The organism is Inhella proteolytica (genome assembly GCF_016093275.1).
Classification (GTDB): Bacteria; Pseudomonadota; Gammaproteobacteria; order Burkholderiales; family Burkholderiaceae_C; genus Inhella; species Inhella proteolytica.
In genome coordinates this window covers 213,515-240,184 of the sequence record NZ_JAEDAK010000006.1, presented here as the reverse complement: position 1 = coordinate 240,184, position 26,670 = coordinate 213,515, and the positions used below count along the sequence as shown (strand labels likewise).

32 protein-coding genes are annotated in these 26,670 nt (G+C 70.2%); 8 read left to right on the top strand and 24 right to left on the bottom strand.

Going from position 1 to position 26,670, the window contains the following annotated elements; all coding sequences use genetic code 11:
• Positions 1-39 precede the first annotated feature (39 nt).
• Genes I7X39_RS10980 through I7X39_RS10940 form a run of 9 tightly spaced genes read right to left on the bottom strand, consistent with a single transcriptional unit; the run spans position 40 to position 6,611 of the window.
• The gene (locus I7X39_RS10980; protein ID WP_198111192.1) at positions 40-939 is read right to left on the bottom strand and encodes an SMP-30/gluconolactonase/LRE family protein; all 900 of its coding nucleotides are present in this window, start codon (positions 937-939) and stop codon (positions 40-42) included.
• A 21-nt stretch (positions 940-960) separates the two neighbouring features.
• Entirely contained in the window at positions 961-1,476 is a 516-nt protein-coding gene (locus I7X39_RS10975; protein ID WP_198111191.1) for a GNAT family N-acetyltransferase, read from the bottom strand.
• A gap of 18 nt (positions 1,477-1,494) precedes the next feature.
• The gene (thpR, locus tag I7X39_RS10970) at positions 1,495-2,001 is read right to left on the bottom strand and encodes an RNA 2',3'-cyclic phosphodiesterase (protein ID WP_198111190.1); all 507 of its coding nucleotides are present in this window, start codon (positions 1,999-2,001) and stop codon (positions 1,495-1,497) included.
• Positions 1,985-2,695: an alanyl-tRNA editing protein gene (locus I7X39_RS10965; RefSeq protein WP_198111189.1), complete on the bottom strand. Its 711-nt coding sequence runs from the start codon at positions 2,693-2,695 to the stop codon at positions 1,985-1,987. The genes thpR and I7X39_RS10965 overlap by 17 nt, the downstream gene beginning before the upstream one ends.
• Positions 2,692-3,549, bottom strand: a complete 858-nt coding sequence (locus tag I7X39_RS10960) for a PhzF family protein (RefSeq protein WP_198111188.1) — start codon at positions 3,547-3,549, stop codon at positions 2,692-2,694. Before I7X39_RS10960 ends, I7X39_RS10965 begins: the two co-directional genes overlap by 4 nt.
• Positions 3,546-4,004, bottom strand: a complete 459-nt coding sequence (locus I7X39_RS10955) for a GNAT family N-acetyltransferase (protein WP_198111187.1) — start codon at positions 4,002-4,004, stop codon at positions 3,546-3,548. The genes I7X39_RS10960 and I7X39_RS10955 overlap by 4 nt, the downstream gene beginning before the upstream one ends.
• Positions 4,004-5,218: an aminotransferase-like domain-containing protein gene (locus tag I7X39_RS10950; protein ID WP_198111186.1), complete on the bottom strand. Its 1,215-nt coding sequence runs from the start codon at positions 5,216-5,218 to the stop codon at positions 4,004-4,006. Before I7X39_RS10950 ends, I7X39_RS10955 begins: the two co-directional genes overlap by 1 nt.
• A complete protein-coding gene (locus tag I7X39_RS10945; protein ID WP_198111185.1) occupies positions 5,215-6,003 on the bottom strand; it encodes an aspartate/glutamate racemase family protein in 789 nt (262 codons plus the stop codon). The genes I7X39_RS10950 and I7X39_RS10945 overlap by 4 nt, the downstream gene beginning before the upstream one ends.
• Positions 6,000-6,611: a LysE family translocator gene (locus I7X39_RS10940; protein WP_198111184.1), complete on the bottom strand. Its 612-nt coding sequence runs from the start codon at positions 6,609-6,611 to the stop codon at positions 6,000-6,002. The genes I7X39_RS10945 and I7X39_RS10940 overlap by 4 nt, the downstream gene beginning before the upstream one ends.
• A 114-nt stretch (positions 6,612-6,725) precedes the next feature.
• Here I7X39_RS10940 and I7X39_RS10935 point away from each other — a divergent pair, with 114 nt between their 5' ends.
• Positions 6,726-8,117 carry an aminotransferase-like domain-containing protein gene (locus I7X39_RS10935; protein WP_198111183.1) on the top strand — a complete coding sequence of 464 codons (1,392 nt, stop codon included), beginning with the start codon at positions 6,726-6,728 and terminating at the stop codon, positions 8,115-8,117.
• 91 nt (positions 8,118-8,208) lie between these two features.
• On the top strand, positions 8,209-8,838 hold the full coding sequence (locus tag I7X39_RS10930; RefSeq protein ID WP_198111182.1) for a response regulator: 630 nt from the start codon (positions 8,209-8,211) through the stop codon (positions 8,836-8,838).
• Here I7X39_RS10930 and I7X39_RS10925 read toward each other — a convergent pair.
• Genes I7X39_RS10925 through I7X39_RS10905 form a run of 5 tightly spaced genes read right to left on the bottom strand, consistent with a single transcriptional unit; the run spans position 8,828 to position 13,683 of the window.
• Positions 8,828-10,702: an ATP-binding cassette domain-containing protein gene (locus tag I7X39_RS10925; protein WP_198111181.1), complete on the bottom strand. Its 1,875-nt coding sequence runs from the start codon at positions 10,700-10,702 to the stop codon at positions 8,828-8,830. The genes I7X39_RS10930 and I7X39_RS10925 overlap by 11 nt on opposite strands.
• 43 nt (positions 10,703-10,745) lie before the next feature.
• Complete coding sequence (gene ptsP / locus I7X39_RS10920) at positions 10,746-12,494, bottom strand: phosphoenolpyruvate--protein phosphotransferase (protein ID WP_198111180.1); 1,749 nt, start codon at positions 12,492-12,494, stop codon at positions 10,746-10,748.
• 11 nt (positions 12,495-12,505) lie between these two features.
• Positions 12,506-12,775 (bottom strand): HPr family phosphocarrier protein, encoded by a 270-nt coding sequence (locus I7X39_RS10915; protein ID WP_198111179.1) that lies wholly within the window; start codon positions 12,773-12,775, stop codon positions 12,506-12,508.
• 24 nt (positions 12,776-12,799) lie between these two features.
• On the bottom strand, positions 12,800-13,186 hold the full coding sequence (locus tag I7X39_RS10910; protein ID WP_198111178.1) for a PTS sugar transporter subunit IIA: 387 nt from the start codon (positions 13,184-13,186) through the stop codon (positions 12,800-12,802).
• Between the two features lie 8 nt (positions 13,187-13,194).
• Complete coding sequence (locus tag I7X39_RS10905) at positions 13,195-13,683, bottom strand: hypothetical protein (protein WP_198111177.1); 489 nt, start codon at positions 13,681-13,683, stop codon at positions 13,195-13,197.
• Positions 13,684-13,721: 38 nt separating this feature from the next.
• On the opposite strand from I7X39_RS10905, the gene I7X39_RS10900 reads away from it, so the two are divergent.
• The 3 genes from I7X39_RS10900 (at position 13,722) to I7X39_RS10890 (ending at position 16,731) form a co-directional block, all read left to right on the top strand.
• Entirely contained in the window at positions 13,722-14,957 is a 1,236-nt protein-coding gene (locus I7X39_RS10900; RefSeq protein ID WP_198111176.1) for a CaiB/BaiF CoA transferase family protein, read from the top strand.
• Between the two features lie 93 nt (positions 14,958-15,050).
• Positions 15,051-16,181, top strand: coding sequence for an ATP-binding protein (locus tag I7X39_RS10895; RefSeq protein ID WP_198111175.1), 1,131 nt, complete (start codon positions 15,051-15,053; stop codon positions 16,179-16,181).
• A gap of 43 nt (positions 16,182-16,224) precedes the next feature.
• Complete coding sequence (locus tag I7X39_RS10890) at positions 16,225-16,731, top strand: TlpA family protein disulfide reductase (RefSeq protein ID WP_198111174.1); 507 nt, start codon at positions 16,225-16,227, stop codon at positions 16,729-16,731.
• Between the two features lie 3 nt (positions 16,732-16,734).
• Here I7X39_RS10890 and lipA read toward each other — a convergent pair whose 3' ends face one another.
• Both lipA and lipB read right to left on the bottom strand, forming a co-directional pair.
• Positions 16,735-17,697: a lipoyl synthase gene (lipA, locus tag I7X39_RS10885; protein ID WP_198111173.1), complete on the bottom strand. Its 963-nt coding sequence runs from the start codon at positions 17,695-17,697 to the stop codon at positions 16,735-16,737.
• Positions 17,694-18,356: a lipoyl(octanoyl) transferase LipB gene (lipB, locus tag I7X39_RS10880; RefSeq protein WP_198111172.1), complete on the bottom strand. Its 663-nt coding sequence runs from the start codon at positions 18,354-18,356 to the stop codon at positions 17,694-17,696. The genes lipA and lipB overlap by 4 nt, the downstream gene beginning before the upstream one ends.
• 23 nt (positions 18,357-18,379) lie before the next feature.
• On the opposite strand from lipB, the gene I7X39_RS10875 reads away from it, so the two are divergent.
• A complete protein-coding gene (locus tag I7X39_RS10875; protein ID WP_198111171.1) occupies positions 18,380-18,907 on the top strand; it encodes a tetratricopeptide repeat protein in 528 nt (175 codons plus the stop codon).
• Here I7X39_RS10875 and I7X39_RS10870 read toward each other — a convergent pair.
• From I7X39_RS10870 to I7X39_RS10845, 6 genes are read right to left on the bottom strand one after another with little or no spacing between them, the layout of a single operon-like run.
• A complete protein-coding gene (locus I7X39_RS10870; protein ID WP_198111170.1) occupies positions 18,891-19,157 on the bottom strand; it encodes a DUF493 family protein in 267 nt (88 codons plus the stop codon). The genes I7X39_RS10875 and I7X39_RS10870 overlap by 17 nt on opposite strands.
• 11 nt (positions 19,158-19,168) lie before the next feature.
• Positions 19,169-20,317 carry a D-alanyl-D-alanine carboxypeptidase family protein gene (locus tag I7X39_RS10865; RefSeq protein ID WP_198111169.1) on the bottom strand — a complete coding sequence of 383 codons (1,149 nt, stop codon included), beginning with the start codon at positions 20,315-20,317 and terminating at the stop codon, positions 19,169-19,171.
• 16 nt (positions 20,318-20,333) lie between these two features.
• A complete protein-coding gene (locus I7X39_RS10860; protein ID WP_198111168.1) occupies positions 20,334-20,951 on the bottom strand; it encodes an alpha/beta hydrolase in 618 nt (205 codons plus the stop codon).
• Positions 20,951-21,280, bottom strand: coding sequence for a (2Fe-2S) ferredoxin domain-containing protein (locus I7X39_RS10855; RefSeq protein ID WP_198111167.1), 330 nt, complete (start codon positions 21,278-21,280; stop codon positions 20,951-20,953). Before I7X39_RS10855 ends, I7X39_RS10860 begins: the two co-directional genes overlap by 1 nt.
• The gene (locus I7X39_RS10850; RefSeq protein ID WP_198111166.1) at positions 21,277-22,386 is read right to left on the bottom strand and encodes a VanZ family protein; all 1,110 of its coding nucleotides are present in this window, start codon (positions 22,384-22,386) and stop codon (positions 21,277-21,279) included. Before I7X39_RS10850 ends, I7X39_RS10855 begins: the two co-directional genes overlap by 4 nt.
• On the bottom strand, positions 22,386-22,823 hold the full coding sequence (locus I7X39_RS10845; protein WP_198111165.1) for a CopD family protein: 438 nt from the start codon (positions 22,821-22,823) through the stop codon (positions 22,386-22,388). The genes I7X39_RS10850 and I7X39_RS10845 overlap by 1 nt, the downstream gene beginning before the upstream one ends.
• 339 nt (positions 22,824-23,162) lie before the next feature.
• Here I7X39_RS10845 and hemB point away from each other — a divergent pair, with 339 nt between their 5' ends.
• A complete protein-coding gene (gene hemB, locus I7X39_RS10840) occupies positions 23,163-24,161 on the top strand; it encodes a porphobilinogen synthase (protein ID WP_198111164.1) in 999 nt (332 codons plus the stop codon).
• Positions 24,161-25,219, top strand: a complete 1,059-nt coding sequence (locus tag I7X39_RS10835; protein ID WP_198111163.1) for a magnesium transporter CorA family protein — start codon at positions 24,161-24,163, stop codon at positions 25,217-25,219. The genes hemB and I7X39_RS10835 overlap by 1 nt, the downstream gene beginning before the upstream one ends.
• On the opposite strand, the gene ybeY is transcribed toward I7X39_RS10835, so the two are convergent.
• Positions 25,198-25,659, bottom strand: a complete 462-nt coding sequence (gene ybeY / locus I7X39_RS10830) for an rRNA maturation RNase YbeY (protein WP_198111162.1) — start codon at positions 25,657-25,659, stop codon at positions 25,198-25,200. The two genes, I7X39_RS10835 and ybeY, sit on opposite strands and share 22 nt — an antisense overlap.
• Positions 25,656-26,612, bottom strand: a complete 957-nt coding sequence (locus I7X39_RS10825; protein WP_198111161.1) for a PhoH family protein — start codon at positions 26,610-26,612, stop codon at positions 25,656-25,658. The genes ybeY and I7X39_RS10825 overlap by 4 nt, the downstream gene beginning before the upstream one ends.
• Positions 26,613-26,670 lie beyond the last annotated feature (58 nt).

The following is a 26,670-nucleotide window of genomic DNA, read 5'->3' as shown; positions in this document are numbered from 1 at the left end:
CCTTCCTAGCTTCGCAAGCCTTTGCAAGCCTGGGTTCAGTTACAGGGTGCAGGCCACTGCGGGCAGGCCCGGCACGGCCACACGCAGGGTGAGCACGGCGCCAGCCAGCGGCTGGGCCGCCAGCTCCTCTGCCGGGCGCTTCTCGCGCGCGGTGGTGAGGTAGAGCGTGCGCAGATCGGAGCCGCCGAAGCAGGGCATGGTGGGGCAGCGCACCGGCAGTTCCACGGCCTGCAGCAGCTGGCCATCAGGAGCCAAACGCAGCAGGCGCTGCCCTTCGAACATCGCCACCCAGTAGCAGCCTTCGGCATCCACGGCCGCCCCATCGGGCCGGCCGCCATAGCTTTCCAAGGGCTGCTCCGGTGCCCGTGGCGCAAAGCGCAGCCAGGCTTCGGCCTCACCCAGCTCGCCTTGCTCGGCATCAAAGCCCAGCCGAAAGACGGTGTGCGCCTTGGTGTCGGCCCAGTACATCCAGCGCCCGTCCGGGCTCCAGGCCAGACCGTTGGAGGTGGTGATGCCGCCAGCCATGCGTTGCGCGCCGTCGCGATCCAGGCGGTACAGCGCGGCCTCGGGGGCCCGCGCGTCGTCGATGGTGCCGACCCACAAGCGCCCGGCCGCATCGACCTTGCCATCGTTGTAGCGCTGCCGCGCCGGGTCGAAGGGCGACGGCTGCAGGCGCTCGCTGCTGCCGCGCTCGGGGCCGAAGGCAAACAGGCCATCACGCCGCGCCACCAACAGGCCACCCTGCGCGCGCAGGGCCAGGCAACTGGGCTCGGCGTCCTGGCTCCAAATCTCGGGCTCGGTCTGGCCACTGCGCCAGCGCAGGATCTGGCGGCGCGGAATGTCCACCGCGTACAGCGCCTGTTCGGCCGGGTGCCAGAGCGGCGATTCGCCGAGTTCGCAGCGGTGGCTGCCGAGGGCTTGGATGCGGGGTTCAGTCATCCAGGCACTCTAGGCCTGTAACTAGCCGAAATACGAACTGCGCGGTGCGGTCAGATCGACCTTGAGGTAGTGCGCGCCCGGAATCGGGTTGTAGTAGTACGGCGGCACCTCTTCGAAGCCCAGGGTCTCGTAGAGCCCGCGCGCGGCCTCCATGTCGTCCAGGGTGTCGAGCAGCATGGTCGAGTAGCCGGCTTCGAGCGCGCGATCGATCAGGCCTTGCGCGATCAGACGCCCGAGCCCGAAACGCCGGAAGGCCGGGCGCACGAACAGGCGCTTCATCTCGCAGGCATTCGGGTAGTCGACATCGGGCAGCGGGCGAAAGCCACCGCAGCCGGCCACCTCGCCGTCGACCATGGCCAGCAGGAACAGGCCCTGGGGCTCGCCGTAGTGCTCGGGCATGGCCGCGAGCTCGGCATCGAACTGCTGGAAGCAGAGATCCACACCCAGCTGCTCGGCGTACTCGCGCGCAATGTGCCGGGCGGCATCCCAGAGCGCGGCGTCGGCCGGCGCGATCAGACTCAGGTTAGGGGCACTCATGATGATGAGCGACGGAGTTTAGTCAGCACTGCTCCAGAGCGCGTGGTAGCCGCGCAGTGACTGCGCCAGCACCAGGCGGGTGGCGCGCCAACGCAGGTCCAACTCCTGCGCCGCCCGCACGCCCGACGCCTTGCGCGCGAGCGTGAGATGCGGGCGGTAAGGGCGCGTCTCCACCGGCAATCCGTGCGCCTGCAAGCGCTGACCCAGCTGCTGCTGCAACTCGAACAGGGCCGCAGGCGGATCCAGTGGGCACAGCACCTGCAAGCCGTGGCCCCAATCCTGGTGCTCGCCCCAATGCAGCTCAATGGGTTCGATGCGCGCGGGCAGCAGCGCCGCGATCTCGGGCACGCGGTCTGGCGCGGTGGCGCCGAGGAAGTGCAGTGTCAGATGAAGATGAGCGGCCGGATGGCGGCGCGCGCCGGGCGGCCAGTGCAGGCCATCGGACCAGGCGTGGAGCGCTTGCGCCGTGGCCGCATCGGGCCAGAGCGCAATGAACAGTCGCAGCGGTTCAGGCGTCGAAACCAAGCACGACCCTCCGGGTCTTGGCCGCCTTCTTTTCAATCTTGGTCACGCGCACCTCTCCGATCTCTGCCGTGTTCGCCACATGCGTGCCGCCGCAGGGCTGCAAGTCCACGCCCTCCACCTCGATGACGCGGATGCGCCCCAAGCCGCGCGGCGGCTGCACGCTCATGCTGCGCACCAGGCTGGGGTTGGCGTCCAGCTCCTCTTCGCTGATCCAGCGGTGGCGCACGGCGCGGGCCTCGGCCACCAGTCGGTCCAGGCCGGCCTGAAGGGCCTCCTTGTCGAAGGCCTCGTCGGTGTGGAAGTCCAGGCGCGCGTAGGCCTCGGTGATCGAGCAGCCGTCCACCGGGTAGGGCAGCAGGGCACAGAGCAGATGGGTGCTGGTGTGAAAACGGCGGTGCTTGTCGCGCCGCGCCGCGTCGATCTCCACCACCACCGGCGTGCCGGGCGGTGGCCCCTCGCCTTCGATCAGGTGCAGGATGGCGCCGGGATGCTGCTTGCTTTTGCGCGCGTCGGCAAAGCGCCAGCTCTGGTCGCCGGCGCGGATGCAGCCGCTGTCGCCCGCCTGGCCACCGCCGAGCGGGTAGGCCACGGTGCGGTCGAGAATCAGGCCGCCGCCCTCCTCCAGGCCCAGCACCAGGGCCTCGCAGCGCAGCAGGTGCGCGTCCTCGCGGAACAGTTCTTCGGTCGGGTTCACAGCGTCACCATCCCTTGCACCAGGGTCTGCACGGCGCCGCCGACCCAGATCGTTGCGCCCTCGCGCTGCACATGCACGCGGCCCGCGCGGCCCAGGGCGGTGCCCTGCGCGGCCACGTAGTGATCGGGCGCCAGGCCACTGCCGATCAGCCATTGCGCCAAGCCGGCGTTCAGGCTGCCGGTCACCGGATCTTCGGGCACCCCCATCGTCGAGATGAAGGCGCGCACCTCGAACTGGGCCTCGCCTTGCTGCGGCGCCACCACACCCACCTTCTGCAGATGCGGGCCGACGACCCCCAGCTCCAGGGGCTGCAGGGCGGCGAAGTCCGGCTTCAAGGCCAGCACCTGCTCGGCCGAGCGCAGCATCACCGCACACCAACCGGGGCCGTTGTCCACCCACTGGTGGGCCACGACGTCCTCGGGCTGCAGATGCAGGGCCGTCTGGATCTGCGCCAGCACGCCCTCTTCCAGCGGCCCGCTGCGCAAGAGCGGCGGCGCGGCGAAGGCCAGCCGGCCTTGCTCCCGACGGACCCGCACCAGACCCACGGCGCATTCCTGCACCACGGCGTCGCCCTGCGGCTCGCCACCCTGGCTCAACCAGGCCTGGCAGCTGCCCAGCGTGGGGTGGCCGGCAAAGGGCAGCTCGCGCTGCGGCGTGAAGATGCGCACGCGGTAGTCGGCACCGGCCTGCGTGGGCGGCAGCAGAAAGCTGGTTTCGCTCAGGTTCGTCCAGCGCGCGAAGGCCTGCATCTGCGCGTCGCTCAGGCCTTCGGCATCGACCACCACGGCCAGCGGATTGCCCTTCAGCGGCGTGGCGGTGAAGACATCGACGACGGTGTAGCGGCGGCTCTTCATGCCTTGGCCTTGTAGAGGTTGGGGCGCACGATCTCCATGCCGCGCTCGGGCGTCTTCAGCGGCGTGAAGCCGTGGCGGGCGTAGAGGGCGTGCATGTCGGCGGTGAACAGCACCTGGCGGCGCAGGCCCTGCAGATCGGGGTGCTGGAGCCCCTGGCCCACCAGCCAATCGCCCAGTCCCAGGCCACGGTGGTCTTCATGCAGAAACACATCGCAGAGGTAGGCGAAGGTGGCGCGGTCGGTCACCCAGCGGGCGATGCCGACCTGGCGACGCGGCGCTTCCTCGCACCAGAGGCTGAAGGCGAGCGAGTGCGCCATCGCCTTGGCCACGACCTCGCGCGGGATGCCCTCGCACCAGTAGGCGCGGCTGAGCATCGCGTGCACCGCGTCAACATCGAGCGCGGCCGGGTCGCTGCTCAGGGTGTAGCGGCGGCCGCCGCGCTCGATCTGCTGCATCAAGGAGTCGGAATCGCGTGGGTGCTGTTGAGCGCGTCGTGCAGCACCTTGCCCAGGATGGCCACGCCCTTCTCGATCTGGTCGGGCGTGAGCGTGACGAAACTCAGGCGCAGCGCGCGCGGGTCGGGGTTGGCGGCATAGAAGGCCGCACCGGGCACGAAGGCGATGCCGGCGTCCACGGCCAGCGAGAGCAACTCGATGGCGTTCAGGCCCTCGGGCAGGCGGATCCAGAAGAACATGCCGCCCTTGGGTTCGGCGTACTCGCAGCCGGCCGGCAGGTGTTCCTTGATGGCCTTGGCCATGGCATCGCGGTTCGCCTTGTAGCGGGCACGGATGCTGGGGATGTGGCGATCCAGGAAACCGTCCTTGATGACTTCATAGACCACGCGCTGGTTGAAGCCCGGGGTGTGCAGGTCGGCCGCCTGCTTGGCCTGCAGCAGCTTGGGGTACAGCGCCTTGGGGGCGATGGCGTAGCCGAGGCGGAAGCCGGGGGTGAGGATCTTCGAGAAGCTGCCCAGGTAGATGCTGCCCTCGGCCCAGCGGCTGGAGAGCGAGGCACCGGGGTGCTCGTCGAACCACAGATCGCCGTAGGGGTTGTCTTCCACCACGGGCACGCCTGCTCCTTGAGCGGCGGCCATCACGGCATCGCGGCGCTCGGCCGGCATCACGCGGCCGGTCGGGTTCTGGAAGTTCGGCAGCAGGTACATGAAGCGCGTGCCCGGCGCCGTGCGCGGCAGCTCGGCAATCGCCTCGGGCAGCGGGCCATTGATGTCACTGGCCAGGCTGTGGAACAGCGGCTCGTAGGGCGTGAAGGCCTGCAGGGCGCCCAGGTAGGTGGGCGTTTCCACCGCCACCGGAGCGCCCTGGTCGCACAGGATCTTGCCCACCAGGTCCAGGCCCTGCTGCGAACCGCTGGTGACGAGTACCTGATCGGGCGAGACGTCCATGCCCAGCTCGGCGTTCACACGCGCGGCGGCCCATTCACGCAAAGGGGCAAAGCCCTCGCTGGCGGCGTACTGCAGGGATTCGCGCGGGTTGTCCGTCAGCACCTTGGCGCAAGCGGCCTTGATCTCCTCGACCGGGAAGGTGTCGCTGCTCGGCAGACCACCGGCCATCGACAGGATGCCGGGCTTCTCGGTGACCTTGAGGATCTCGCGAATGATCGAGGGGTTCATGCGCGCCGCGCGGTGCGCCAGGGTCCAGGGGTTGCTCATGTCAGGGGCCGGTTGGTAAGGCAAGGGGTGGATTGTGCGATGGCGCCGGCGGCGGCCGACCGCTCGGTCGGGTGATGCGTGGGGGCCACCCCGCACAGCCAGTCCACGGCCGCGGCGGCCTGCAGCGCCGTGCTGTCGAACAAGGGCAGGGCCACGGGGGCGCTGGCGGGCAGGGCCAGGCTCAGTTCGGTGCAGCCCAGCACCACGGCCTGGGCGCCGGCGGCCGCCAGGGCCTGCACCTGCTCGCGCAGCAGCGCCGTGGCGGCCGGCGTCACGCGGTCCTGGCAGAGCTCCTCATAGATGCAGCGGTGCACGGCGGCGCGGCCGGCGTCATCCGGCACCCGCAGCGCAATGCCATGGCGCGCCAGGCGCTCGGCGTAGAAGGGCAGCTCCATGGTGAAACGCGTGCCGAGCAGGCCGACGCTGCGCACGCCGTGCTGGCGCAGGGCGGCGGCGGTGATGTCCACCAGGTGCAGCAGCGGCAGCTCGGCGCGCTGCTCGATCTCGTCCGCCACCGCGTGCATGGTGTTGGTAGCCAGCAGCAGGGCCTGCGCACCGGCGCGGCGCAGGCCGGCGCCGGCCTCGCCCAGCTGGCGGGCAATCGCCGCCCAATCGCCGGCCGCCTGCGCCACCGCAAGCGGCGCGAAGTCCACGCTGTGCAGCAGCAGGGCCGCGCTGTGCAGGCCGCCCCGGCGCGCGGCCACGCCCTGATTGATCTGCGTATAGAGCTGGGCGCTGGAGACCCAGCTCATGCCGCCCAGCAAGCCCAGCAGTCTCGAACTCATGCGCCCTTCCCTTCGAGCAGCAGCGGCAGCAGGCTGAGCACCAGCAGGGCCGCCATCACCCGGTTGAACATCCGCTGCCGCGCCGGCTCGGCCAGCCAATGGCGCAGCTGGCTGCCGCACAGCGCCCAAGCGGCCACCGAGGGCAGGTTGATGAGCGCGAACAAGGTGGCCGTCAACAGCACCGAGGACAGGCCCTGCGCCGGCATGTAGGTGGCAAAGGCCGAGACGCCCATCACCCAGGCCTTGGGATTGACCCATTGAAAGGCCGCGGCGGCCCAGAAGCCCATGGGCTTGGGCGCCCCCGCGCGCCGGTCCAGCGAAAGGCTGCCCGCGCTCGCCAGCCCCCAGGCCAGCCACAGCAGATAGGCCACGCCGGCAATCTTCAGCAACTGGTACAGCAGGGGCCAGCGCTCGAACGCCAGTGCCAGGCCCAGGCCCACCGCCACCAGCATGAAGGCGAAGCCGATGGAGATGCCCAGCACATGGGGAATCGAGGCCCGGAAGCCGAAGTTCAGGCCCGAGCTCAGCAGCATCAGGTTGTTCGGCCCCGGGGTGATCGAGGACACCCCGGCAAACAGGGCAAAGGCCAGCAGGATTTCCATCGTCATCGCGTCGTGCTTTCTGCGCCAGGGCGGAAGCGGTGTGAGGCCTGATTCTGGGCGGACAATCCAGCACAGCACCAATACACTTTGCGCCACACACAGCCAATCTGTATCGGGATCATGACCAACACAGTGGGCCTGGCCGAAGGCCTGGCGGCGGACCTGGCGCAGCGCATCGACCAACGCCTGCTGCTGCCCGGCGCCCGCCTGCCCTCGGTGCGCGAGGCCGCGCGCCTGCACGGGCTCAGCCCCTACACCGTGGTGGCCGCCTACGACCGCCTGCAGGCCCAAGGGCTGGTGGAGGCGCGCCGCCAGCGCGGCTTCTACGTGCGCGACGCCAAACCCGCGCCCCGGCCCGCGCCGACCGGCACGGCCCGCGCCGCCAGCGGCCCGGCGCCGTTTGACGCCATGACGCTGATCCGCAACCTGCTGCGCTCCGAGCACCAGGACTCGCCCGCCCACGGCACCCTGCCGCAGAGCTGGCTGGACGCCGCGCCGCTGCGCCAGGCGCTGCGCGCCGCGCTGGCCCCCGGCCAGGAAGGCCTGCTGCTGCGCTATGCCGACCCGGCGGGCGACCCCGAGCTGCGGCAGGTGCTGGCGCAGCGCCTGGCCGAGATCGGCATCGCCAGCGATGCCGAGCAGATCCTCACCACGGTGGGCGCGACCCAGGCGCTCGACCTGATCGCCCACGAGCTGACCCAGCCGGGCGATGCGGTGCTGGTGGACGAGCCCGGCTGGCCGATCGAGTACGCCCGCCTGGTGCTGGCCGGCCTGCGTCTGCTGCCCGTGCGGCGCGGCGCGCAGGGGCCAGACCTGGAGCAGATGGCGCAGCTGATCCGCGAGCACCGGCCGCGGCTCTACGTCACCGTCTCGGTGCTGCACAACCCCACCGGGCATTGCCTGAACCTGGCCCAGGCCTACGAGGTGCTGCGCCTGTGCGAGGGGGGCGAGGTGCTGATCGTCGAGGACGACACCTACGCCGCCTTCGCGCCCGCCCACAGCCCGCGCCTGGCCGCACTGGATGGCCTGCGCCGCACCCTGTACGTGAGCGGCTTTGCCAAGGTGCTGGGCGCGGGCCTGCGCGTCGGCTACGTCACCGGCCGGCCGGATCTGATCGCCCGCCTGGGCGAACGCAAGCTGGTGCACGAGCTCTGCACCTCGGCGCTGCTGGAGCGCGCGCTGGCCGGCGTGCTGGCGCGCGGCGCGCTGCGCCGCCAGGTGGAGCGCGTGCAGCAGCGCCTGGAAGCGGCGCGCGCCCGCTGCGCCCGCCTGGCCGGCCAGCATGGCTTTGCCTTCGCCGCCCCACCCCAGGGCCTGTTCGGCTGGCTGGACACCGGCGTGGACAGCGAGCGCCTGACCCAGCGCATGCTGCTGGAAGGCTTTGCTTGCGCGCCCGAACTGCTTTTCAGCCCCAGCCGGCGCAGCGGCCCGCACATCCGCGTGAACTTCGCCTGCTCGCAGGACGCCAAGTTCTGGGCCGCCCTGGCGCGCACGCGTGCGTCGCTGGCCTGAGCGATACCCCGGCAGACCACCCGGGCTTGGCCCAACGCAAGGCGGAGCCCAACCGCGCTCCGAATAATGGAACTCGATCGGAGTTCCCACCATGGCCGCCCCCGCCCTGCGCTTCCTCGTCGTCGATCCGCTCCAAGGCGTGCGCCAGTTTGCGCAGCGCCTGCTCGGCGGCTTTGGTTTTGCCCCCGAGCAGCTGCGCTTTGCGGCCACACCGGCCGAGGCTCTGCAGCAGGCCGAGGGCTGGGCGCCCGACTTCCTCTGCACCGACGCCTTCGCCAAGCAGACCCCGGACGGGCTGGAGCTCTACGCCCAGCTGCGTGCCCGCCACCCGCACTGCCGCCTGGGCCTGACGGGCTTTGAGCTCAGCCCCGAACTGAAGGCCCGCGCCCAGGCCCTGAACGCCCAGTTCGTGCTGGCCAAACCCTTCAGCCCCGAGCAGCTGCGCGACACCCTGCAGGCCAGCCTGGACTGGATGGCCCGCGAACGCCCCGAGCTGGCGGCCCGCCTGGCCCAGCAAAGCCAGGGCCGGCTGGATGCGCGCGCCGGCCGGCGCATCGAACTGCCCCCCATGCCCCTGCCCAAGCCCTTCAAGCCCGGCGAGTGGGTCCAGCACGGCGGGCAGCGGCGCAAGATCGCCGCGGTGGTGATCCGCCACGGCGAGCAGCTGCTGCAGCTGGAGGGCGTGGCCGGCTTCGTGCCGGCGGACAAGGTCAGTCGCTGAGCGCGGTCCAGCGCTCCAGCAGCGCCATCAATTCCTCATCAATGGCCGCCGCCCGCGCCGTCACCTGGCTGATGCGCTCGGCCCCCTGGGTGTAGAGCTCGCTGCCGTTCATCAGGGCGTTCAGTTCGGCCTGTTCCTTTTCCAGGGCCTCGATCTGCGCCGGCAGCGCCTCCAGCTCGCGCTGTTCCTTGTAGCTGAGCTTGCGCTTCAGTGCCGGGCCCTCGCTGCGCGGCGCCGGGGCGGGCTTGGCGGCTTCCGCCTTGGGGGCGGCCGCGGCCTGGGCCGCGGCGCGGGCACGCTGGCTCTGCGCCAGCCAGTCCTCCACCCCGCCCTCGTACTCGCGCCACACGCCCTGCCCTTCGGCCACCAGGGTGCTGGTGACGACGCGGTCGAGGAAGCGGCGGTCGTGGCTGACGAGGAAGACCGTGCCGGCGTAGTCGATCAGCAGCTCCTCCAGCAAGTCCAGCGTCTCGACATCCAGGTCGTTGGTCGGCTCGTCCAGCACCAGCACATTGGCGGGCCGGGCGAACAGGCGCGCCAGCAGCAGGCGGTTGCGCTCGCCCCCCGACAGCGTGCGCACCGGGCTGTTGGCGCGCTGCGGCGCGAACAGGAAGTTCTGCAGGTAGGTCATCACATGCTGGCGCTGCTCGCCGATCTCGATCCATTCCGAGCCGGGGCTGATGGTGTCGGCCAGCGTGGCGTCCAGGTTCAGGCCGGCGCGCATCTGGTCGAAGTGCGCGACCTGGATCTTGGTGCCGGTGCGCACGCTGCCGCTGTCGGGCTGCAGCTCGCCCAGGATCAGCTTCAGCAGGGTGGTCTTGCCGGCGCCGTTCGGGCCCACCAGGCCGACCTTGTCGCCCCGCATGAACACGGCCGAGAGGTTCTTGACCACCGGCGGCGCACCGGCAAAGCCCTTGGTCACCTCCACCAGCTCGGCCACCAGCTTGCCGCTGCTTTCGCCGGCATCCACCTTGAGCTGGGCCTTGCCCTGCACATTGCGGCGCTGCGCATGCTCCTCACGCAACTTGACCAGGCGCGCCACGCGCGCCACCGAGCGGGTGCGGCGCGCCTCCACGCCCTTGCGGATCCACACCTCTTCCTGGGCCAGCAGCTTGTCGAAGCGGGCGTTGGCCAGGGCCTCGGCCTCCAGCTCGCGCTGCTTGGCGGCCTCGAAGGCGGCAAAGTTGCCCGGGTAGCCGCGCAGCTGGCCGCGGTCCAACTCGACGATGCGGGTGCACACGGCGTCCAGGAAGGCGCGGTCGTGCGTGATGACGAGCAGGCTGCCGGGGAACTCGCGCAGCAACCCTTCGAGCCAGAGGATGGCATCCAGGTCCAGGTGGTTGGTGGGCTCGTCCAGCAGCAGCACATCGGGCTGGGCCACCAGGGCCCGCGCCAGCGCCACGCGCTTCTTCAGGCCACCGGAAAGCTCCTCAACGCGGCGCTCACCCTCCAGCCCGAGGCGCTGCAGGCTCTCGGCCACGCGCTGCTCCCAGGTCCAGCCGCCCAGGGCTTCGAGCCGCGTCTGCAGCGCGTCCAGGTCCTCACCCTCGGCATGGGCCTCGAAACGGGCGCGCAGGTCACGCGCCTCGGCCACACCCTCGCTGACAGCTTCAAAGACCGTGGCGCCGGGCGCAAACTCGGGCTCCTGCGGCACATAGACGACGCGGGTTTCGAGCGAGCGCTGCAAGAGCCCGTCGTCGAGCTTTTCCAGCCCGGCCAGGATCTTCAGCAGCGAGCTCTTGCCGCTGCCGTTGCGGCCGATCAGACCGACGCGCTCGCCGGTTTCGAGGGAGAACTCCGCCGCGTCCAGCAGCGGCCAATGCCCGAAGGCGAGATGGGCATTCGTAAGAGACAAGAGGGCCATGGGACGAGATTGTCCCCGCCCCGGCCTTCAGCCCCCCAGGGTCTCAGGCCCAGCCCAAACGCTTCGCCACGCGCTCCGGGTCTTCGTCGCCCAGCAGCTGCGGCAGCTGGGCCGCCAGCTTGCTGGCGTCGGCGCGCAGGATGCGCTGCTTGACGAAGGCGATCTGCGAGGGGTGCATGGAGAAGCTGCGCAGGCCCATGGCGAGCAGGGCGTCGGTGAAGGCGACGTCGCCGGCCATCTCGCCGCACACGCTCACCCCCTTGCCGCGCGCGCGGCAGGCGCCGATGACCGTGGCAAGCAGCTGCATCACGGCGGGGTGCCAGGGGTCGTAGAGGTGGGCGACGGATTCGTCGGCGCGGTCGATGGCCAGCGTGTACTGGATCAGATCGTTGGTGCCGATGGAGACGAAGTCCACCAACGGCAGCAGCGCGTCGAGGATCAGGGCCGCGGCCGGGATCTCGATCATCACGCCCAGCTCCACCTGGCCGGTGGGCTGCTGGTTGTCCACCAGCTGCTGACGCACGCGGGTGATGCAGTCGCGCACCTGGCGCAGCTCTTTCATGTGCGCCACCATGGGCAGCAGCAGGCGCACCGGGCCGTGGGCGCTGGCGCGGTAGATGGCGCGCAGCTGCTGGCGGAACATCGCCGGCTCGGACAGGCTCCAGCGGATGGCGCGCAGGCCCAGGGCCGGGTTCAGCACATGGTCGTAGCGGCCATCGCCGGCCGGCGCGCGGTCGAGCGGCTTGTCGGCGCCGATGTCCACCGTGCGGATGGTGACGGGCCGGCCCTGCATGGCCTCGACGGCCTCGCGATAGGCCTCGTACTGCTCCTCCTCGCTGGGCAGCTGGCCGCCGCGGCCCATGAAGAGGAATTCGGAGCGGAACAGGCCCACGCCCTCGGCGCCGGCGGCGAGTGCGGCCTTGGCGTCGCCCGGCAGCTCGATGTTGGCGTGCATCTGCACCGCCTCGCCATCCAGCGTGACGGCCGGGGTGTGACGCAGCCGGGCCAGCCGGGCGCGCTCCAGCTCGCTCTGGCGCTGGCGGAAGCGGTACTCCTCCAGCACGATGGGCGAGGGGTTGACGATGACGGCTCCGGCGTCGCCGTCGATCACCACCCAGTCGTCCTGGCGGATCAGGCGCGAGGCCTCGCGCGTGCCCACCACGGCCGGGATGTCCATGCTGCGCGCCACGATGGCGGTGTGCGAGGTCTTGCCGCCGATGTCGGTGATGAAGCCCTTGAACACGCCGTCGCGAAAGCCCAGCAGGTCGGCGGGCGAAATGTCGGCCGCCACCAGCAGCAGCGGGTCCTCGCCGGCGAAGTCGCGCGGCGCCAGGCCCAAGGTCGGGTCGGCCTGGCGGGCCAGCACCGAGAGCATGCGCTCCACCACCTGTTCGAGGTCAGCCTTGCGCTCGCGCAGGTACTCGTCCTCCATCTCGTCGAACTGGCGCGCCAGCACTTCGAGCTGGGCCGAGAGCGCCCATTCGGCGTTGTAGTGGCGCTCGCGCACCCAATCGACGGCCGCGTCCACCAGCGCTTCGTCGCGCACCAGCATCAGGTGCACGTCCAGCAGCGCGGCCAGCTCGGCCGGGGCGTCGGGGGGCAGCTGGTCGCGCAGCAGGGTGAGCTCCTCGGCCACCTGATCGCGCGCGGCATGGCAGCGCGCCACCTCAACGGGCACCTGCGCCTCATCGACGAAGTAGTGCGCGACATCCAGGCGGCTGGAGGCCACCAGCACGGCGCGCCCGATGGCCACCCCGCGCGAAACCGCCGTGCCGAAGACCTGAAAGCTCATCGCCGCGGTCCTTACTCGCCTTCGCCGAAGCGGTCGGCCACCAGGGCGGCGATGGCCTCATGGGCCTGGGCCTCGTCTTCGCCCTCGGTCTCCAGCTCCACCTCGCTGCCCATGCCTGCCGCCAGCATCATCACGCCCATGATGCTTTTGGCATTCACGCGCCGGCCATTGCGGCTCAGGAAGACCTCGCAGCGGAAGCTGCCGGCCAGTTTGGTGAGCTTGGCGGAGGCACGCGCGTGCAGGCCCAGCTTGTTGATGATCTTCAGGGTCGACTTCTGCATGCCCCCGAGATTAGCCGCTGCAAATCAGGCGCCGCCCGGGGCTTGCCCGACACCGCGCAAACCGCCCTCGACGGCGCGCTGCGCCAGCTCGGCCAGGCCCAGGCTGCCGTAGCACAGGCTGCGCCAGAGCATGGGCACGTTCACGCCGTGCACCAGGGCGGCATCGGTGCGGCCGGCCAGCGCGGCCTGGGCGGCATTGCAGGGCGTGGCGCCGGGCGTATCCACCAGCAGCAACACGGGCTGATCAGTCGGCAACAGCGCGCGAATGGCGGCTTCTGCGGCCTGCAGGTCCCATTCAGGCGGAATGTCCAGGGTTTGCAGCTGGGCGCTGCAGCCCGGGTAGGTGTGCCGGGCCACCTGCGCCAGCGCGGAGGCCAGCGGAGCGTGGGCCACGAGAAGGAGCTGGACCATGCCCGGGATTATCCGGAGTGCGGGTGCTGCAGGCCCTGCAGGAACTCGTGAGCCGCCTCGGCATCCAGGGTCTTGCCTTGCACCAAGGCCTGGTAGATGCGCATGCCGCGCACCCAGGTCAGCAGCTGCGCCTGGCCCTGAGGCCCCTGCAGGCGGTAGGCGCCGCTCTCCGGAAAGGCGAGCGCCCCGGCCGGCGCGCTGGCGGCCTCGTCGCGCCCCTGCACCGCCAGGCCCAGGCGGCCGGCCAGGCGCGGCGCGCTCTGCGCCAGCGCCGGCTGCAGATGCTCGGGGCGCTCCAATCGCTCCCAGGCCACCGAAAAGCGCAGCCCCTGTTGCTCGCAATGCGCCAAGCCGGCGCCGTCGCGGGTCTGGATGGCGGGCTTGCAGGGGAAGCGGGCGCGCAACTCGGCGTCCGCCAGCTCCAGCTCGCGCCAATCCCAGCGCGGGCTGCAGGCCATCAGCCCCAGGGCCAGGGCAAGAATCGTGAAATGACGCATGCGGGCATTATTCAGGCCCCACCCTTCCCGAGCGCCCCATGACCCGCCCCGCCCAAAGCCTTGCCGGCCTCCGTGTCCTTGACCTCAGCCGCGTGCTCGCCGGCCCCTGGGCCACGCAGATGCTGGCCGACCTGGGCGCCGACGTGGTCAAGGTCGAGCGGCCGGGCAAGGGTGATGACACGCGCGCCTGGGGCCCGCCCTTCCTGCCAGCAGCCGCTGGCTCGGACTCGGCCGAGTCCGCCTACTACCTGTGCGCCAACCGCAACAAGCGCTCCATCACGATCGACCTGGCCCACCCCGAAGGCGCCGCGCTGGTGCGCGAGTTGGCCGCCCAGGCCGATGTGCTGGTGGAGAACTTCAAGGTCGGCGACCTGGCGCGCTACGGCCTGGCGCCGGCCGAGCTGATGCAGCAGCATCCGCGCCTGGTGATCTGCTCGATCACCGGCTTCGGCCAGACCGGGCCCTGGGCCGAGCGGCCCGGCTATGACTTCGTCGCCCAGGCCCTGGGTGGCTTGATGAGCGTGACCGGCGTGCCCGAGGGCGAGCCCGGCGCCGGCCCGCAGAAAGTGGGGGTAGCGGTCACCGATCTGTTCACCGGCCTGCATGCCAGCGTCGCCATTCTGGCCGCGCTGCGCCACCGCGACGCCACCGGCCAGGGCCAGCACATCGATCTGGCCTTGCTGGACTGCCAACTCGCCATGCTGGCCAACCTGGCCAGCCAGACCCTGTGCAGTGGCCAGCCGCCGCGCCGCCAGGGCAACGCCCACCCCAGCATCGCGCCCTACCAGGCCTTTGCGGCGGCGGACGGCCACATCGTCATCGCCGTGGGCAATGACCGACAGTTCGAGCGCCTCTGCCAGGCCCTGAGCCACGCCGAATGGGCGCAGGACGCCCGCTTTGCCAGCAATGCCGAGCGGGTGCGGCACCGCCCGGCGCTGGAGGCCTGCCTGGCCCCCGTGCTGGCGGGGCAGCCGCGCTCCCACTGGCTGGAGCGCCTGGAAGCTGCCGGCGTGCCCTGCGCCCCCGTGAACGGCGTGGACGAGGCCCTCGCCCTGCCCCAGGTGGCGGCGCGCGGCATGGTGGTTTCCCTGCCCCATGCGCTGGCGCCGCAGCTCCAGGCCGTCGGCAATCCCATCCGGTTCAGCGCCACGCCGGTGCAGTACCGCCGGCCGCCACCGCGCCTCGGCGAGCATGGCGCCGCCATCCTGAGCGAGTGGCTGGGGGCGGATGACGAAAAGTTGCAGTTCTGGCGCCACTCGGGCGCGCTCGGCTGACGCCCGTCCAGGCCCCCCGCATCCGGGATGGACGGAGCGGGCCGTAATTCACACACTTCAGGCCTCCTGAGCCCAGTGGCGTCCTCCATCCCCATGTCCCACCCTCCCCAGCCGCGCCCCAGCGCGGCCGAAGCGGCCGCCACTGCGCCCACCGAGCTGGGTGCCGTGCTGGCGCAGCTTGGGCCGGAGGTGGTGCAGCCGCTGCAGGTGGCGCTGGAGCGCCTGCAAACCCTGCAAGCCAATGGCAACAGCGAGCTGGCCGCGGCCCTGGCCAGTCTGCGCGAACCGCTGCGGCGCGCACGCGACGGCGCCGTCATGGCGCACCAGCTCGGGCGCCTGGCCAGTGGCCGGGTGCGGCCGGCGCAGGACCGCCTGGCCCTGAACGAATGCCTGGAGCAGGTCTGTGCCACGCGGCGGCGCGAAGCTGCCGTGCGCGGGCTGCAGTTGCGCGTGCACCTGCATTTGGCCGAGATCCAGGGCGACCCGACCCTGGTGACCAGCCTGCTCAACAGCCTGCTGGATTGGGCGCTGTCGCACACGCGCAGCTCCATCGATCTGGACCTGCAACTCACGCCCTGGCCGGTACGGGCCCGCCTGCGCTGTCGCTTCGCGGTACGTGACCTGGACCAGCTGAGCCGCGGCCCGGCGCCGGAGGCGCACCGCGGCCTGAACTGGCTGCTGGTGGAGCACACGGCCGCGCTGCTGGGCGCCGAAGTCAAGCGCGAGGATGAGGCCGGGGTCTGTGTCGCCCAACTCGACTTCCCGGTGCCGCGCCTGCACGAGGTGCTGGAGACCCTGGACCTCGGGGCCGCCCACACCGAGAGCGGGCACAACACGCGACCCTTCGCGGGCTGGCAGGTGCTGCTGGTGAGCGCTCGGCCCGAGCTGGTGCAGGCGGCGCGCGCCGCGCTGGAGCCGCTGGGCTGGTCGCTGGAGGTGCTGTCCTCGGTCGACGTCGCCTTCCAGCAATGCCTGGAGCGCCTGCCGCAGGCCATCGTCGTCGACGGACGCCTGCATGGCCCCGACCTGGAGCAGTTCTGCTGCCATGTGCGCGCCGATGCGCCGCGCTTCGCCTTCATCGAGCTCCTGCCCACAGGCGGCGGTCCCTTGCCGGCCATCGCCGGCATCACGCCCTGCCGCGAGGACCAGCTGGCCAACCAGCTGCCCATCCTGCTGCGCCGCGCACTCGCGCCCGCCAGCCAGGAACTGACCTTCCGGCTCTGACCCCCGAGCCGTGGGGCCTTGGCCCAGGCGCGAGAATCGCGCCATGGCTACGAATCGTCGATACCTCCTGCTCGGCCTGGCCGGCGTGGCTGCCGCCGGTCTGGGCGCCGTGGCTTGGCACTGGCAGGCCGGCACCCCGGCTCCCCGGGTGGACTACACCCTGCTCGATGGCAAGACTTACAGCAGCGCCCAGTGGGGCGGTCGCGTCATGCTGGTGAACTTCTGGGCCACCAGCTGCGCCACCTGCGTGAAGGAGATGCCCGAGATCATCGCCACGCACCGCAAGTTCCAGGGCAAGGGCTTCGACACCCTGGCCGTGGCCATGCAGTACGACCCGCCCGACTACGTGGCGCAGTTTGCCCAGACCCGCAAGCTGCCCTTCGGCGTGGCGATCGACAACACCGGCGCGATCGCCAATGCCTTCGGCCCGGTGCGCATGACGCCCACGACCTTCCTGATCGACAAGCAGGGCCGCATCGTCAAGCAGATCCTGGGCGAGCCAGACTTCCCGGCCCTGCACCAGCTGATCGAGAAGCTGATCGCGGCCTGAAGCTCAGATCGCGCCGGCCTCGGCCGCCTGGCGGTCGGCGTGGTAGCTGGAACGCACCAGCGCACCCACCGCCGCGTGGCTGAAGCCCATCTGCTCCGCCGCGCGCTCGAACATCTTGAAGGTGTCCGGGTGCACGTAGCGGCGCACCGGCAGGTGGTGGCCGCTGGGGGCCAGGTACTGGCCGATGGTCAGCATGTCCACGCCATGGGCGCGCAGGTCGCGCATCACCTCGAGGATCTCCTCGTCGGTCTCGCCCAGGCCGACCATCAGGCCGGACTTGGTGGGCACGCCCGGCACCGCGGCCTTGAACTTCTTCAGCAGGTTCAGGCTGAAGGCGTAGTCGCTGCCGGGGCGCGCTTCCTTGTAGAGGCGCGGCACGGTCTCGAGGTTGTGGTTCATCACATCCGGCGGCGCGGCCTTCAGGATCTCCAGCGCGCGGTCGTCGCGGCCGCGGAAGTCGGGCACCAGCACTTCGATTTTGGTGGCCGGCGAGGCTGCGCGGGTTTCGCGGATGCAATCGACGAAATGCTGGGCGCCGCCGTCGATCAGGTCGTCACGGTCCACGCTGGTGATGACGACGTACTTGAGCTTGAGCGCGCCGATCGTCTTGGCCAGGTTGGCAGGCTCATTCGGGTCCAGGGGATCCGGCCGGCCATGGCCCACGTCGCAGAAGGGGCAGCGGCGCGTGCACTTGTCGCCCATGATCATGAAGGTCGCCGTGCCATGACCGAAGCACTCGCCGATGTTCGGGCAGCTGGCCTCCTCGCAGACCGTGTGCAGCTTGTGCTCGCGCAGGATCTGCTTGATCTCGTAGAAGCGGGTATTGGGCGAGCCGGCGCGCACGCGGATCCAGTCGGGCTTCTTCAGCACCTCGGCCTGCACCACCTTGATGGGGATGCGCTTGGTCTTGGCGTCGCCCTTTTGCTTCTCGGACGGGTCGTAGGAGCTGCTGATTTCGGTCGTCATGGCTGGAGTTGCGCCGCCAGCCGCTCGGTGAGCACGGCGGCCACGGCCGCCCAATCGCTGGGGCCGCCGAGTGTAACGAGGTCGACCGTTCGCAATCCGGGATAACCACAGGGGTTGATCCGCGAAAAGGGTTCGAGGTCCATGGCCACGTTCAGTGCCAGGCCGTGGTAGCTGCAGTGCCGGCTGATCTTGATGCCCAGCGCCGCCACCTTGCCCAGTCCCTCGAAGGGATCTAGCGCCGGACCCTGCGGCGCGGCATGGGCGCGTGGGTCGGCCAGGCGCACATAGATGCCCGGTGCGCTGGGCACCCGCAGGCCGGTCAGTCCAAAGCGCTCCAGGGTCTGGATCAGCGCCGCCTCCAGGCGGAACACGTATTCCTTGACGTAGATGCCCAGTCGGCTCAGGTCCACCAACGGGTAGGCCACGATCTGCCCAGGGCCGTGATACGTCACCTGGCCACCGCGGTTGCTCTGCACCACCGGGATGTCACCCGGCGCCAGCAGGTGCTCGGGCTTGGCGGCCAGACCGAGCGTGAAGACGGGCGGGTGCTCGCACAGCCACAGTTCGTCAGCGGTGTCGGGCCCGCGCGCGGCGGTGAAGGCCTGCATGGCGGCGGCCGTGTCTTGCCAGTCCACCCGGCCCAGGGTCTTGAGAATCATGCGCGGGATGCTAGCGTCGGCCCATGCGCGCCCTTCTGCTGTGCCTGCTGCTCAACTTGGCCCAAGCCGACCCACTGGATGCGGCGCAGCAGGCGCTGGAAGCCGGCGATCGGGCGCAGGCGCTGCGCCTGCTACAGGCACCGGCGACGGATGGCGACCGTTCCGCGCAATGGGCGCTGGCGCAATTGCTGGAATTGCCCGGGCCGACGCGCGACCTCAAGGCCTCGCTGCACTGGTACGGCCGGCTGGCACAGGGCGGGCATGCAGGCGCGATGGAGGCCATCGGCCTGGCCCATTACCTGGGCCGCGGGGTCGAGCAGGATTTCAAGCAGGCCGCCGCTTGGTTCCGCCAGGCCGGCGAACGTGGCGAGTTGGGCTCGCAGTACCTACTGGCCTCGATGTACGAGAAGGGCCTGGGCCTGCCGCGCGACCTGCGCCTGGCCCAGAGCTGGTACGGCCGCGCCGCCGCCCAGGGCGACGTGGCCGCTGCCGCCAAGTACGAGGAACTGGAGCGCGCGCTGACCGAGCCGACGCCTACAACACCACCTTGACCATGGGATGCGTGGTGAGCGTGCGGTACAGCTCATCCAACTGCTCGCGGCTGGTGGCCGTGATGGTGATGGTCAGGCCCAGGTAGTTGCCGCCCTTGGAGGGCCGCTGCTCGATGGTGCGGACGTCAAAGCCCGGATCGAACTGCAGCGCCACATGACCGATGGCCTCGACGAAGCCCTCCACATGCGCCCCCATCACCTTGATGGGGAACTGCGAGGGGTATTCGATCAGCGACTCTTCCGGTTTCATGGCTTGGCCCTTCACTTGATCCAGAGGCGCATGGCGTCCCAGAGTCGGCCCATCAAGCCAGCCTCGGGCACCGCTTCCTGCACCACCACCGGCAGTTCCGCCAGCAGCGTGCCGCCTGCGCTCTTGACCGTCAGGGTGCCCACGCGCTGGCCCTTTTGCAAGGGGGCGATCAGCGGATCGGTGCGCTTCATCTCGGTCTGCAGCTTCGCGCCCTCGCCGCGCGGCACGGTGACGAACACCGGCTGGGCCGCGCCCAGCTTGGCCTTCTTGGCCTGGCCCTTCCAGACCTCGACCTCGGCCAGGGTCTTGCCGCCTTCGTACAGACGCAGACCGTCCCAGGCGCTGTAGCCCCAGTTCAGCAGCTTCTGGCTCTCGTTGGCGCGGGCCTCCTTGGAGGCCGTACCCAGCACAACGCTCAGCAGGCGGCGCTTGCCGTTCGGGAACTCGCGCTGCGCGCTGGTGATGAGGCAGTAGCCGGCAGCGTCGGTGTAGCCGGTCTTCAGGCCGTCCACCGAGGGGTCGCGCGCCAGCAGCAGGTTGCGGTTGCCCTGCTTGATCTTGTTGTAGGTGTACTCGCGGACCTTGTAGTAGCCGTAGTACTCGGCGTGGTCCACGATCAGGTGGGCGGCGATGACGGAGAGGTCACGCGCCGAGCTGTAGTGCCCGGGCTCGCTCATGCCCGTCACGTTCTTGAACTGGGTGTTCTTCAGGCCCCAGGCCTTGGCCTGGCGGTTCATCAGCTCGACGAACTGCTCCACCGTGCCACTCACGCCCTCGGCCAGCGCCACCGAGGCGTCGTTGCCGCTCTGCACGATCATGCCGTGCAGCAGCTCGTCCACCTTGGGGCGCATGGTGGTATCGATGAACATCAGCGAGGGGTCGCCCTTGCGCTCGGCCCAGGCACGCTGCGACACCGGCAGTTCCTGCTGCAGCGTCAGGCGCTTTTCCTTCAGTGCATTGAAGACCAAATAGGCCGTCATCAGCTTGGTCAGCGAGGCCGGCTCGGCCTGCGTATCGGCCTCGCGTTCGGCCAGGATCTGGTTGCTGCTGACATCGAGCAGCAGGTACTGGCGCGCCGCCACTTCAGGGGGCTGCGGAGCCTGGGCCCAGGCCGGCAGGGCCAGGGCGCACAGCAGGAGGGTGCGAACGATCAGCTTCATGGGGTCCAAGGAAAGGTCAGAGCGACCAGGCGCGAATCACCAGGTCTTTGAGCAGCGTCTGCTGCCCGTGAAAGTAATGGCCGGCGCCGGGGAGCACGGTGACGGGCAGGGCCTGCGGGCGCGCCCAGTCCAGCACGGCGGCGAGCGGAACCACGTCGTCGTGCTCGCCATGCAGCACAAAGGTTTGCGGCGGCACCTGCTCGGCCGGGAAGCGGCTGGCGGCCAGGCCGATCAGGGCCAGCTTGTCGGCCGGCTGGCCGGCCTGCTGCAGGCGCTCGGCCAGCTTGGTGGCCACGAAGGCGCCGAAGGAAAAGCCGCCCAGGTAGAAGGGCAGGCTGGGCTCACGCACCGCGGCCGCGGCGGCCCAGGCGTCATCCACCTCGCCGACGCCGTGGTCAAAGCTCCCAGCCGACTGGCCGACGCCGCGGAAGTTGAAGCGCACCGCGCGCAGGCCCAGGGCCAGCGCGGCGCGCGCCAGGCTCTGCACGCACTTGTTGTCCAGCGTGCCGCCATGGGTGGGCAGCGGGTGCAGCAGCAGGGCCACGCCGCGCGGCGTGCCCTCGGGCTCGTCGATGGCCAGCTCCAGCGGCCCCACCGGCCCGTCGATGAGCCGGCGCTGGGTGTGGGGCTTCATCAGCGACCGACCGAATCGGGCAGTTGCAGGCGCTCCACCACCTCGCCCTTGGCCAGATGGCGGTCGACGATCTCGTCGATGTCGCTGTTGTCCACAAAGGTGTACCAGACGGCCTCAGGGTAGACCACGGCCACCGGGCCACCGGCGCAGCGGTCCAGGCAACCCGCCTTGTTGACCCGCACCGCGCCCTTGCCCGCCAGCCCGGCCGCCTTCACACGCGCCTTGCAGTGGTCGAAACCAGCCTGCGCGGCGTGCTGGGCACAGCTGGCCTCGCCGTTGTCGCGCTGGTTCAGGCAGAAAAAGATGTGGCGCTGGTAGTAACTGCTCATAAGGCCCGGGATTCTAGGGAGGCGGTGACGCGCGCCATGCACCAGCCCAGACCCAGCAGCGGCCACCACCAGCCCAGCCACTGCGTCAGTCCGTAGAGCTTGACCATGGCGCCCTGCTCCCAGATCAGCAGGCTTTGCTGCCAGTACACATCGGGCGCCAGGCCGTTGACGAGCACCAGCAGCGCGGTGAAGACCGGCAGCGCCAGCACGGCGTTCACGCGCGCCGGCAGCAGCGCACACAGCAAGGCCAGGGCAGTTCCCGTCAGCAAGCCGGGCAGCGTGCTGGGCGTGGGCCAGCTCCAGGCCTGCTGGGGGCCGAAGCCCAGTGCGGCGGACACGCTGGTCATGCCCACCCCCACGGCCAGCGCGCCGAACACGAGTGCCACACGGTGCCAACCCTGGCGGGTCAGCGCGAGCATCAGCAGGCAGGGTGCCAGCAAGCCCAGCCCGGTGACGCTGCCGGCCAGCAGCCCGCTGGGGCGGCTGCCCGTGAGCACCGGCAGGCCCGCGGCCCAGGGGGTGTCCTGCAGCAGTTCCGCCGCCGACGCCAACAGCGCCGGCAGAAATTGCCCCTGCGCCAGCGGCAGGGGCGGCGGGAACAGCAGCCCCAGCGGCCAAAGCGCCAGCAAGGCCAGCCCCGCGCCGCCCTGCGACAAGAACCAGCGCTCGCGCCAGCGGGCGCCCCGCTCCAGCACGCCCAGTCCCACCAGCAACAGGCCCAGCAGCGCCCCCAGCAGGCCGCCGCCGCTGTTGAGCACCCAGTCGCCCAGCGAGGGCACGCGCTTGTCGACGAAGTACTGGGTCACTTCCAGGGCATAGGCCAGCGCCGCGCAGCTGAACGCCCCCAACAAAAAGGCCAGCACACGCGGCCGGCCGGCCCGCCACACCGCCACGAACAGCAGCAGCCCGAGCGGCAGGTAGCCCACTGCATTGGCCCAGATGTCGAACTGGATCCAGTAGCGCGGCCAGGGCAGACGGAACAGCTGCTGCCAGGGCATGCCGGCCGGCCAGGCCCAGGGCCCGAACGGATAGAGGCTGGCGTACACCACCAAAGCGGCATAGCCGAGTGCCAGCCAGGCCGCGCTGCTGGAGCGGCGCGCCGACATCAGAAGGGCCGCACCACCACCATCACCACCGCACCCGCAAACAGCAGCACCGACATCTCATTGAAGACCCGGAACCAGCGATGGCTGCGCCGGTTGGCGAGGTGCTCGAACTCCTGCAGCAAGCCAGCGCAGCGCCAGTGGAAACCCAGCGAGATGGCGACCAACAGCAGCTTGACCCACATCCAGCCCTGGCCCAGCAGATAGCCGCGCCAGTTGTGGCCCAGCATGGCCAGGCCCAGCAAAAGGGCAATGACCATCAGCAGATTGCCGAAGCGCAGCAGCTTGCGCGCCATCAGCAACAGCCGCTCGCGCTCGGCATGGCTGTCCTTGGGCACCATGGCCAGATTGACAAAGATGCGCGGCAGATAGAACAGCGCCGCAAACCACGACGCCACGAACACGATGTGAAAGGCCTTGACCCAGAGAAACCAGTGCATCGGCGGATTATGCGAAGCCCTGCACTTCGAGCCGAAACGGCGTCAAGCGGCGCAGCCGCTTGGACGTGCAGGCCCTGTGCCGGCGCAGCCGGGCGGTCGGGACGACCGAGGTGGCGCCAGCCACCCAGGGCCGAAACGGCAAAAAAAAGCCCCAGCCGAAGGCTGGGGCGGAAAGCCTTGATGCTGTCATCACACAAGGCTCCTGCTCAGGGAGGAAAAGCAGGGAACAGTGGCCTCGCGGCTACCATTCGCTGACAAGTCTAGCACCGCCCCCTCCAGCGCTGGCAAGCCCTGCAAGCGCAGGGAAAGCCCGGTTTGACTCCACTATTTCACGCCGCCATGACCGTCTTTTCTCCCTTCCCTGCCGGCCGCCCGCGCCGCCTGCGCCGCGACGCCGCCACCCGCGACCTGGTGCGCGAACACCGCCTGCACGCCAGCGATCTGATCCTGCCCGTCTTCGTGCACGAGGGCAGCGAGGCCCAGCCGATTGCCTCGATGCCGGGCGTGGCGCGGCTGCCGATCGAGCAGTTGCTGCGCACGGCCGAAGAGGCGGTGGCGCTGGGCATTCCGGCGCTCGCTCTGTTTCCCGCCATTGAGCCGCACCTGAAGACGATCGACGGTGCCGAGGCCTTCAATCCGCAGGGGCTGATCCCGCGTGCGGTGCGCGCGCTGAAGTCGCACTTTCCGCAGCTGGCCCTGCTCACCGATGTGGCACTGGACCCCTACACCAGCCATGGTCAGGACGGCCTGCCCGACGAGACCGGCTACCTGATCAACGACGCCACCGTGCAGTTGCTGGTGCGCCAGGCCCTGACCCAGGCCGAGGCTGGCGCCGACATGGTGGGCCCCAGCGACATGATGGACGGCCGCATCGGCGCGATTCGCCAGGCCTTCGAGGCCGCCGGCCTCATCCACACGCGCATCATGGCCTATAGCGTCAAGTACGCCAGCGGCTTCTACGGTCCCTTCCGCGATGCGGTGGGCTCCAAGAGCGCGCTGGGCAAGGCCGACAAGAACACCTATTACGTGGATCCGGGCAACAGCGACGAGGCCCTGCGCGAGGTGGCGATGGACTTGGCCGAGGGCGCCGACATGGTGATGGTCAAACCCGGCATGCCCTACCTGGACGTGGTGCGCCGGGTCAAGGACGAGTTCCGCGTGCCCACCTTCGCCTACCAGGTGAGCGGTGAGTACGCGATGCTCAAGGCGGCCGCTGCCAACGGCTGGCTGGCGCACGATGTGGTGATGCTGGAGTCGCTGCTGGCCTTCAAGCGCGCCGGCGCCGACGGCGTGCTCAGCTACTTCGCGCTGGACGCCGCGCGCCTGCTCAAAGCCTGATGGCCGAGCTGCAGATCCTTCATGTGCAGCGCGGCGGGCTGGACAGCCTGCCGGCGCTGCCCGACGAGCTGCCGGCGAGCGGCTTCCTGTGGCTGGCAGTAACGCGCGAGGGGCTGAAGCGCCAATTCCCGATGCTGCAGGCCAGGCTCGCGCATTGGCTGCGCGCGCCGCTGATGGATCTGCATGTCTCGGACCTGTTGAACGAGCAGCTGCCCTCGCATTTCGAATCGACCCAGGCCTATGACCTGATGGTGCTGCGCCGCCTGGCCGCGGCGCGGCAGGCCGAGGGCGCGGACTGGGCGCAGCTGATCGACACCCGCGCCGTGGGCTTCGCGGTGTTCGAGCGTCTGCTGATCAGCGTGCACCCGGACGAATGCCCGGTGCTGGGCTACTTCCAGGAGCGCCTGCCGCTGCTGGTGGGCAGCGAGGACGTGCGCGGCAGCCACCGCCTGCCGCTCAGCCCGGACGAGCTGATGCTGCGGATGCTCAACCACATGGTGGACAGCTACCTGGACCTGCGCCGGCTGCTGTCGCGCCGCCACGCCGAGTTGCAGCAGGACCTGCTGAACACGCGTCAGCCCTTTGAGGACTGGCCGGCCCTGCTGGCCGCGCGCGACGCCCTGCATGGCCTGGAGGAGCTGTGCGAGGACCAGCATGCCGCCGTGCAGGAGTGGTTGGACGCCCAGTCCGAATTCCCTGATCGCGTCGGCTCCGCCGATCAGGAAGCACTGCGGGTGCGCGCGCGCGATGTGCAGGAGCACATCGAGCGGGTGCTCTCGCACATTCGGCGCCTCACGGCCAATACCGAATCAGCGGTGCAGATGCACTACGCCGCCGTCGGCCACCGCACCAACAGCATCATGAAGGTGCTGACCGCGCTGACCGCGGTGTTCCTGCCGCTAAACCTGATCACCGGCATCTTCGGCATGAACTTCGATGCGCTGCCGCTGATCCATGCCCGCGAGGGCGCCTGGATCGCGCTGGGCCTGATGGCCTGCGTGGGGCTGGGTCTGGGCTGGTGGTTCCGGCGCAAGCGCTACCTGGGTTCGCGTCCGTAGGGGTCGGGGTAACCCAGGCGCGCCAGGATTTCGGTCTCGCGCGCCTCCATGGCTTCGGCCTCGGCCGTTTCCTCGTGGTCCCAGCCCTGCGCATGCAAGGTGCCGTGCACCAGCAAATGGGCGTAGTGCGCCTCCAGGGTCTTGCCCATCTCCGCGGCTTCGCGCTCCACCACCTCGGCGCACAGCACCAGGTCGGCCAGCACCACCGGGTCGCTGTCGTAGTCGAAGGTCAGCACATTGGTGGCGTAGTCCTTGCCGCGGTAGCTGCGGTTCAGCTCGCGGCCCTCTTCGGCATCGACGATGCGCACCGTGATCTCGCCATCGCCTTCAAGCGCATGGCGGATCCAGCGCGCCACCTTGTGGCGTGGCAGCGCGGCGCGGTGGCGCGGGTCGGCAAACTGCAGCGACAGCCCGAGCTCGGGCAGCTGCGGCCGGCTCATGGCCGCCCCCCGGTGGCGGCGGCGCGGTTGTCGTAGGCCTCGACGATGCGGCCCACCAGCGGGTGGCGCACCACGTCGGCGCGCGTGAAGCGCGTGAAGGCCAGGCCCTCGACGCCACGCAGCACCTGCTCGGCATCCACCAGGCCGCTGGTCATGCCGCGCGGCAGGTCGATCTGGCTGGTGTCACCCGTGACGACGGCGCGGCTGCCGAAGCCGATGCGGGTCAGGAACATCTTCATCTGCTCGGGCGTGGTGTTCTGCGCTTCGTCCAGGATGACGAAGGCGTGGTTCAGCGTGCGCCCGCGCATGAAGGCCAGCGGCGCCACCTCGAGCAAACCCTTTTCCTGCGCCTTGGCGACGCGCTCGAAACCCATCAGGTCGTAGAGCGCGTCAAAGAGCGGGCGCAGATAGGGGTCGACCTTCTGCGCCAGGTCGCCCGGCAGGAAGCCCAGGCGTTCGCCGGCCTCCACCGCTGGGCGCGTGAGCACGATGCGCTGCACCTGGTGGCGCTCCAGCGCATCCACTGCACAGGCCACGGCCAGATAGGTCTTGCCGGTGCCGGCCGGGCCGATGCCGAAGCTCAGGTCGTTGGAAAGGATGCGGTTCAGGTACAGCTGCTGATTGGGCGTGCGCGCGGCCAAGTCGTGCCGGCGGGTATGCAACTGCACCGGCGCCTCGGCCGGCTGGCTGACGGGCTTGGCGCCCGACTGGGCCAGCAGCAGCTGCAGGGTTTCGGGGGCGATGGGGCGCTGCGCCAGCGCGCGCAGGCGCTGCAGGGCGTCCAGCGCGGCGCGGGCCGCCGCTGCCGGGCCTTCGATGCGAAAGCGTGCCAGGCGGCGCGTCAGGCGCACGCCATGGGCGGCCGCCACGGCTAGCAGATTGGCGTCCAGCTCGCCACACAGATGGGCGAGCTGCTGGTTGTCGATGTCTTCGAACTCGTGTTGCAGGACCACGGGCTTTCCTGGGCAGGCGGATCGGGGGAGGGGCGCCGATTGTCGACGACCCCTCCTG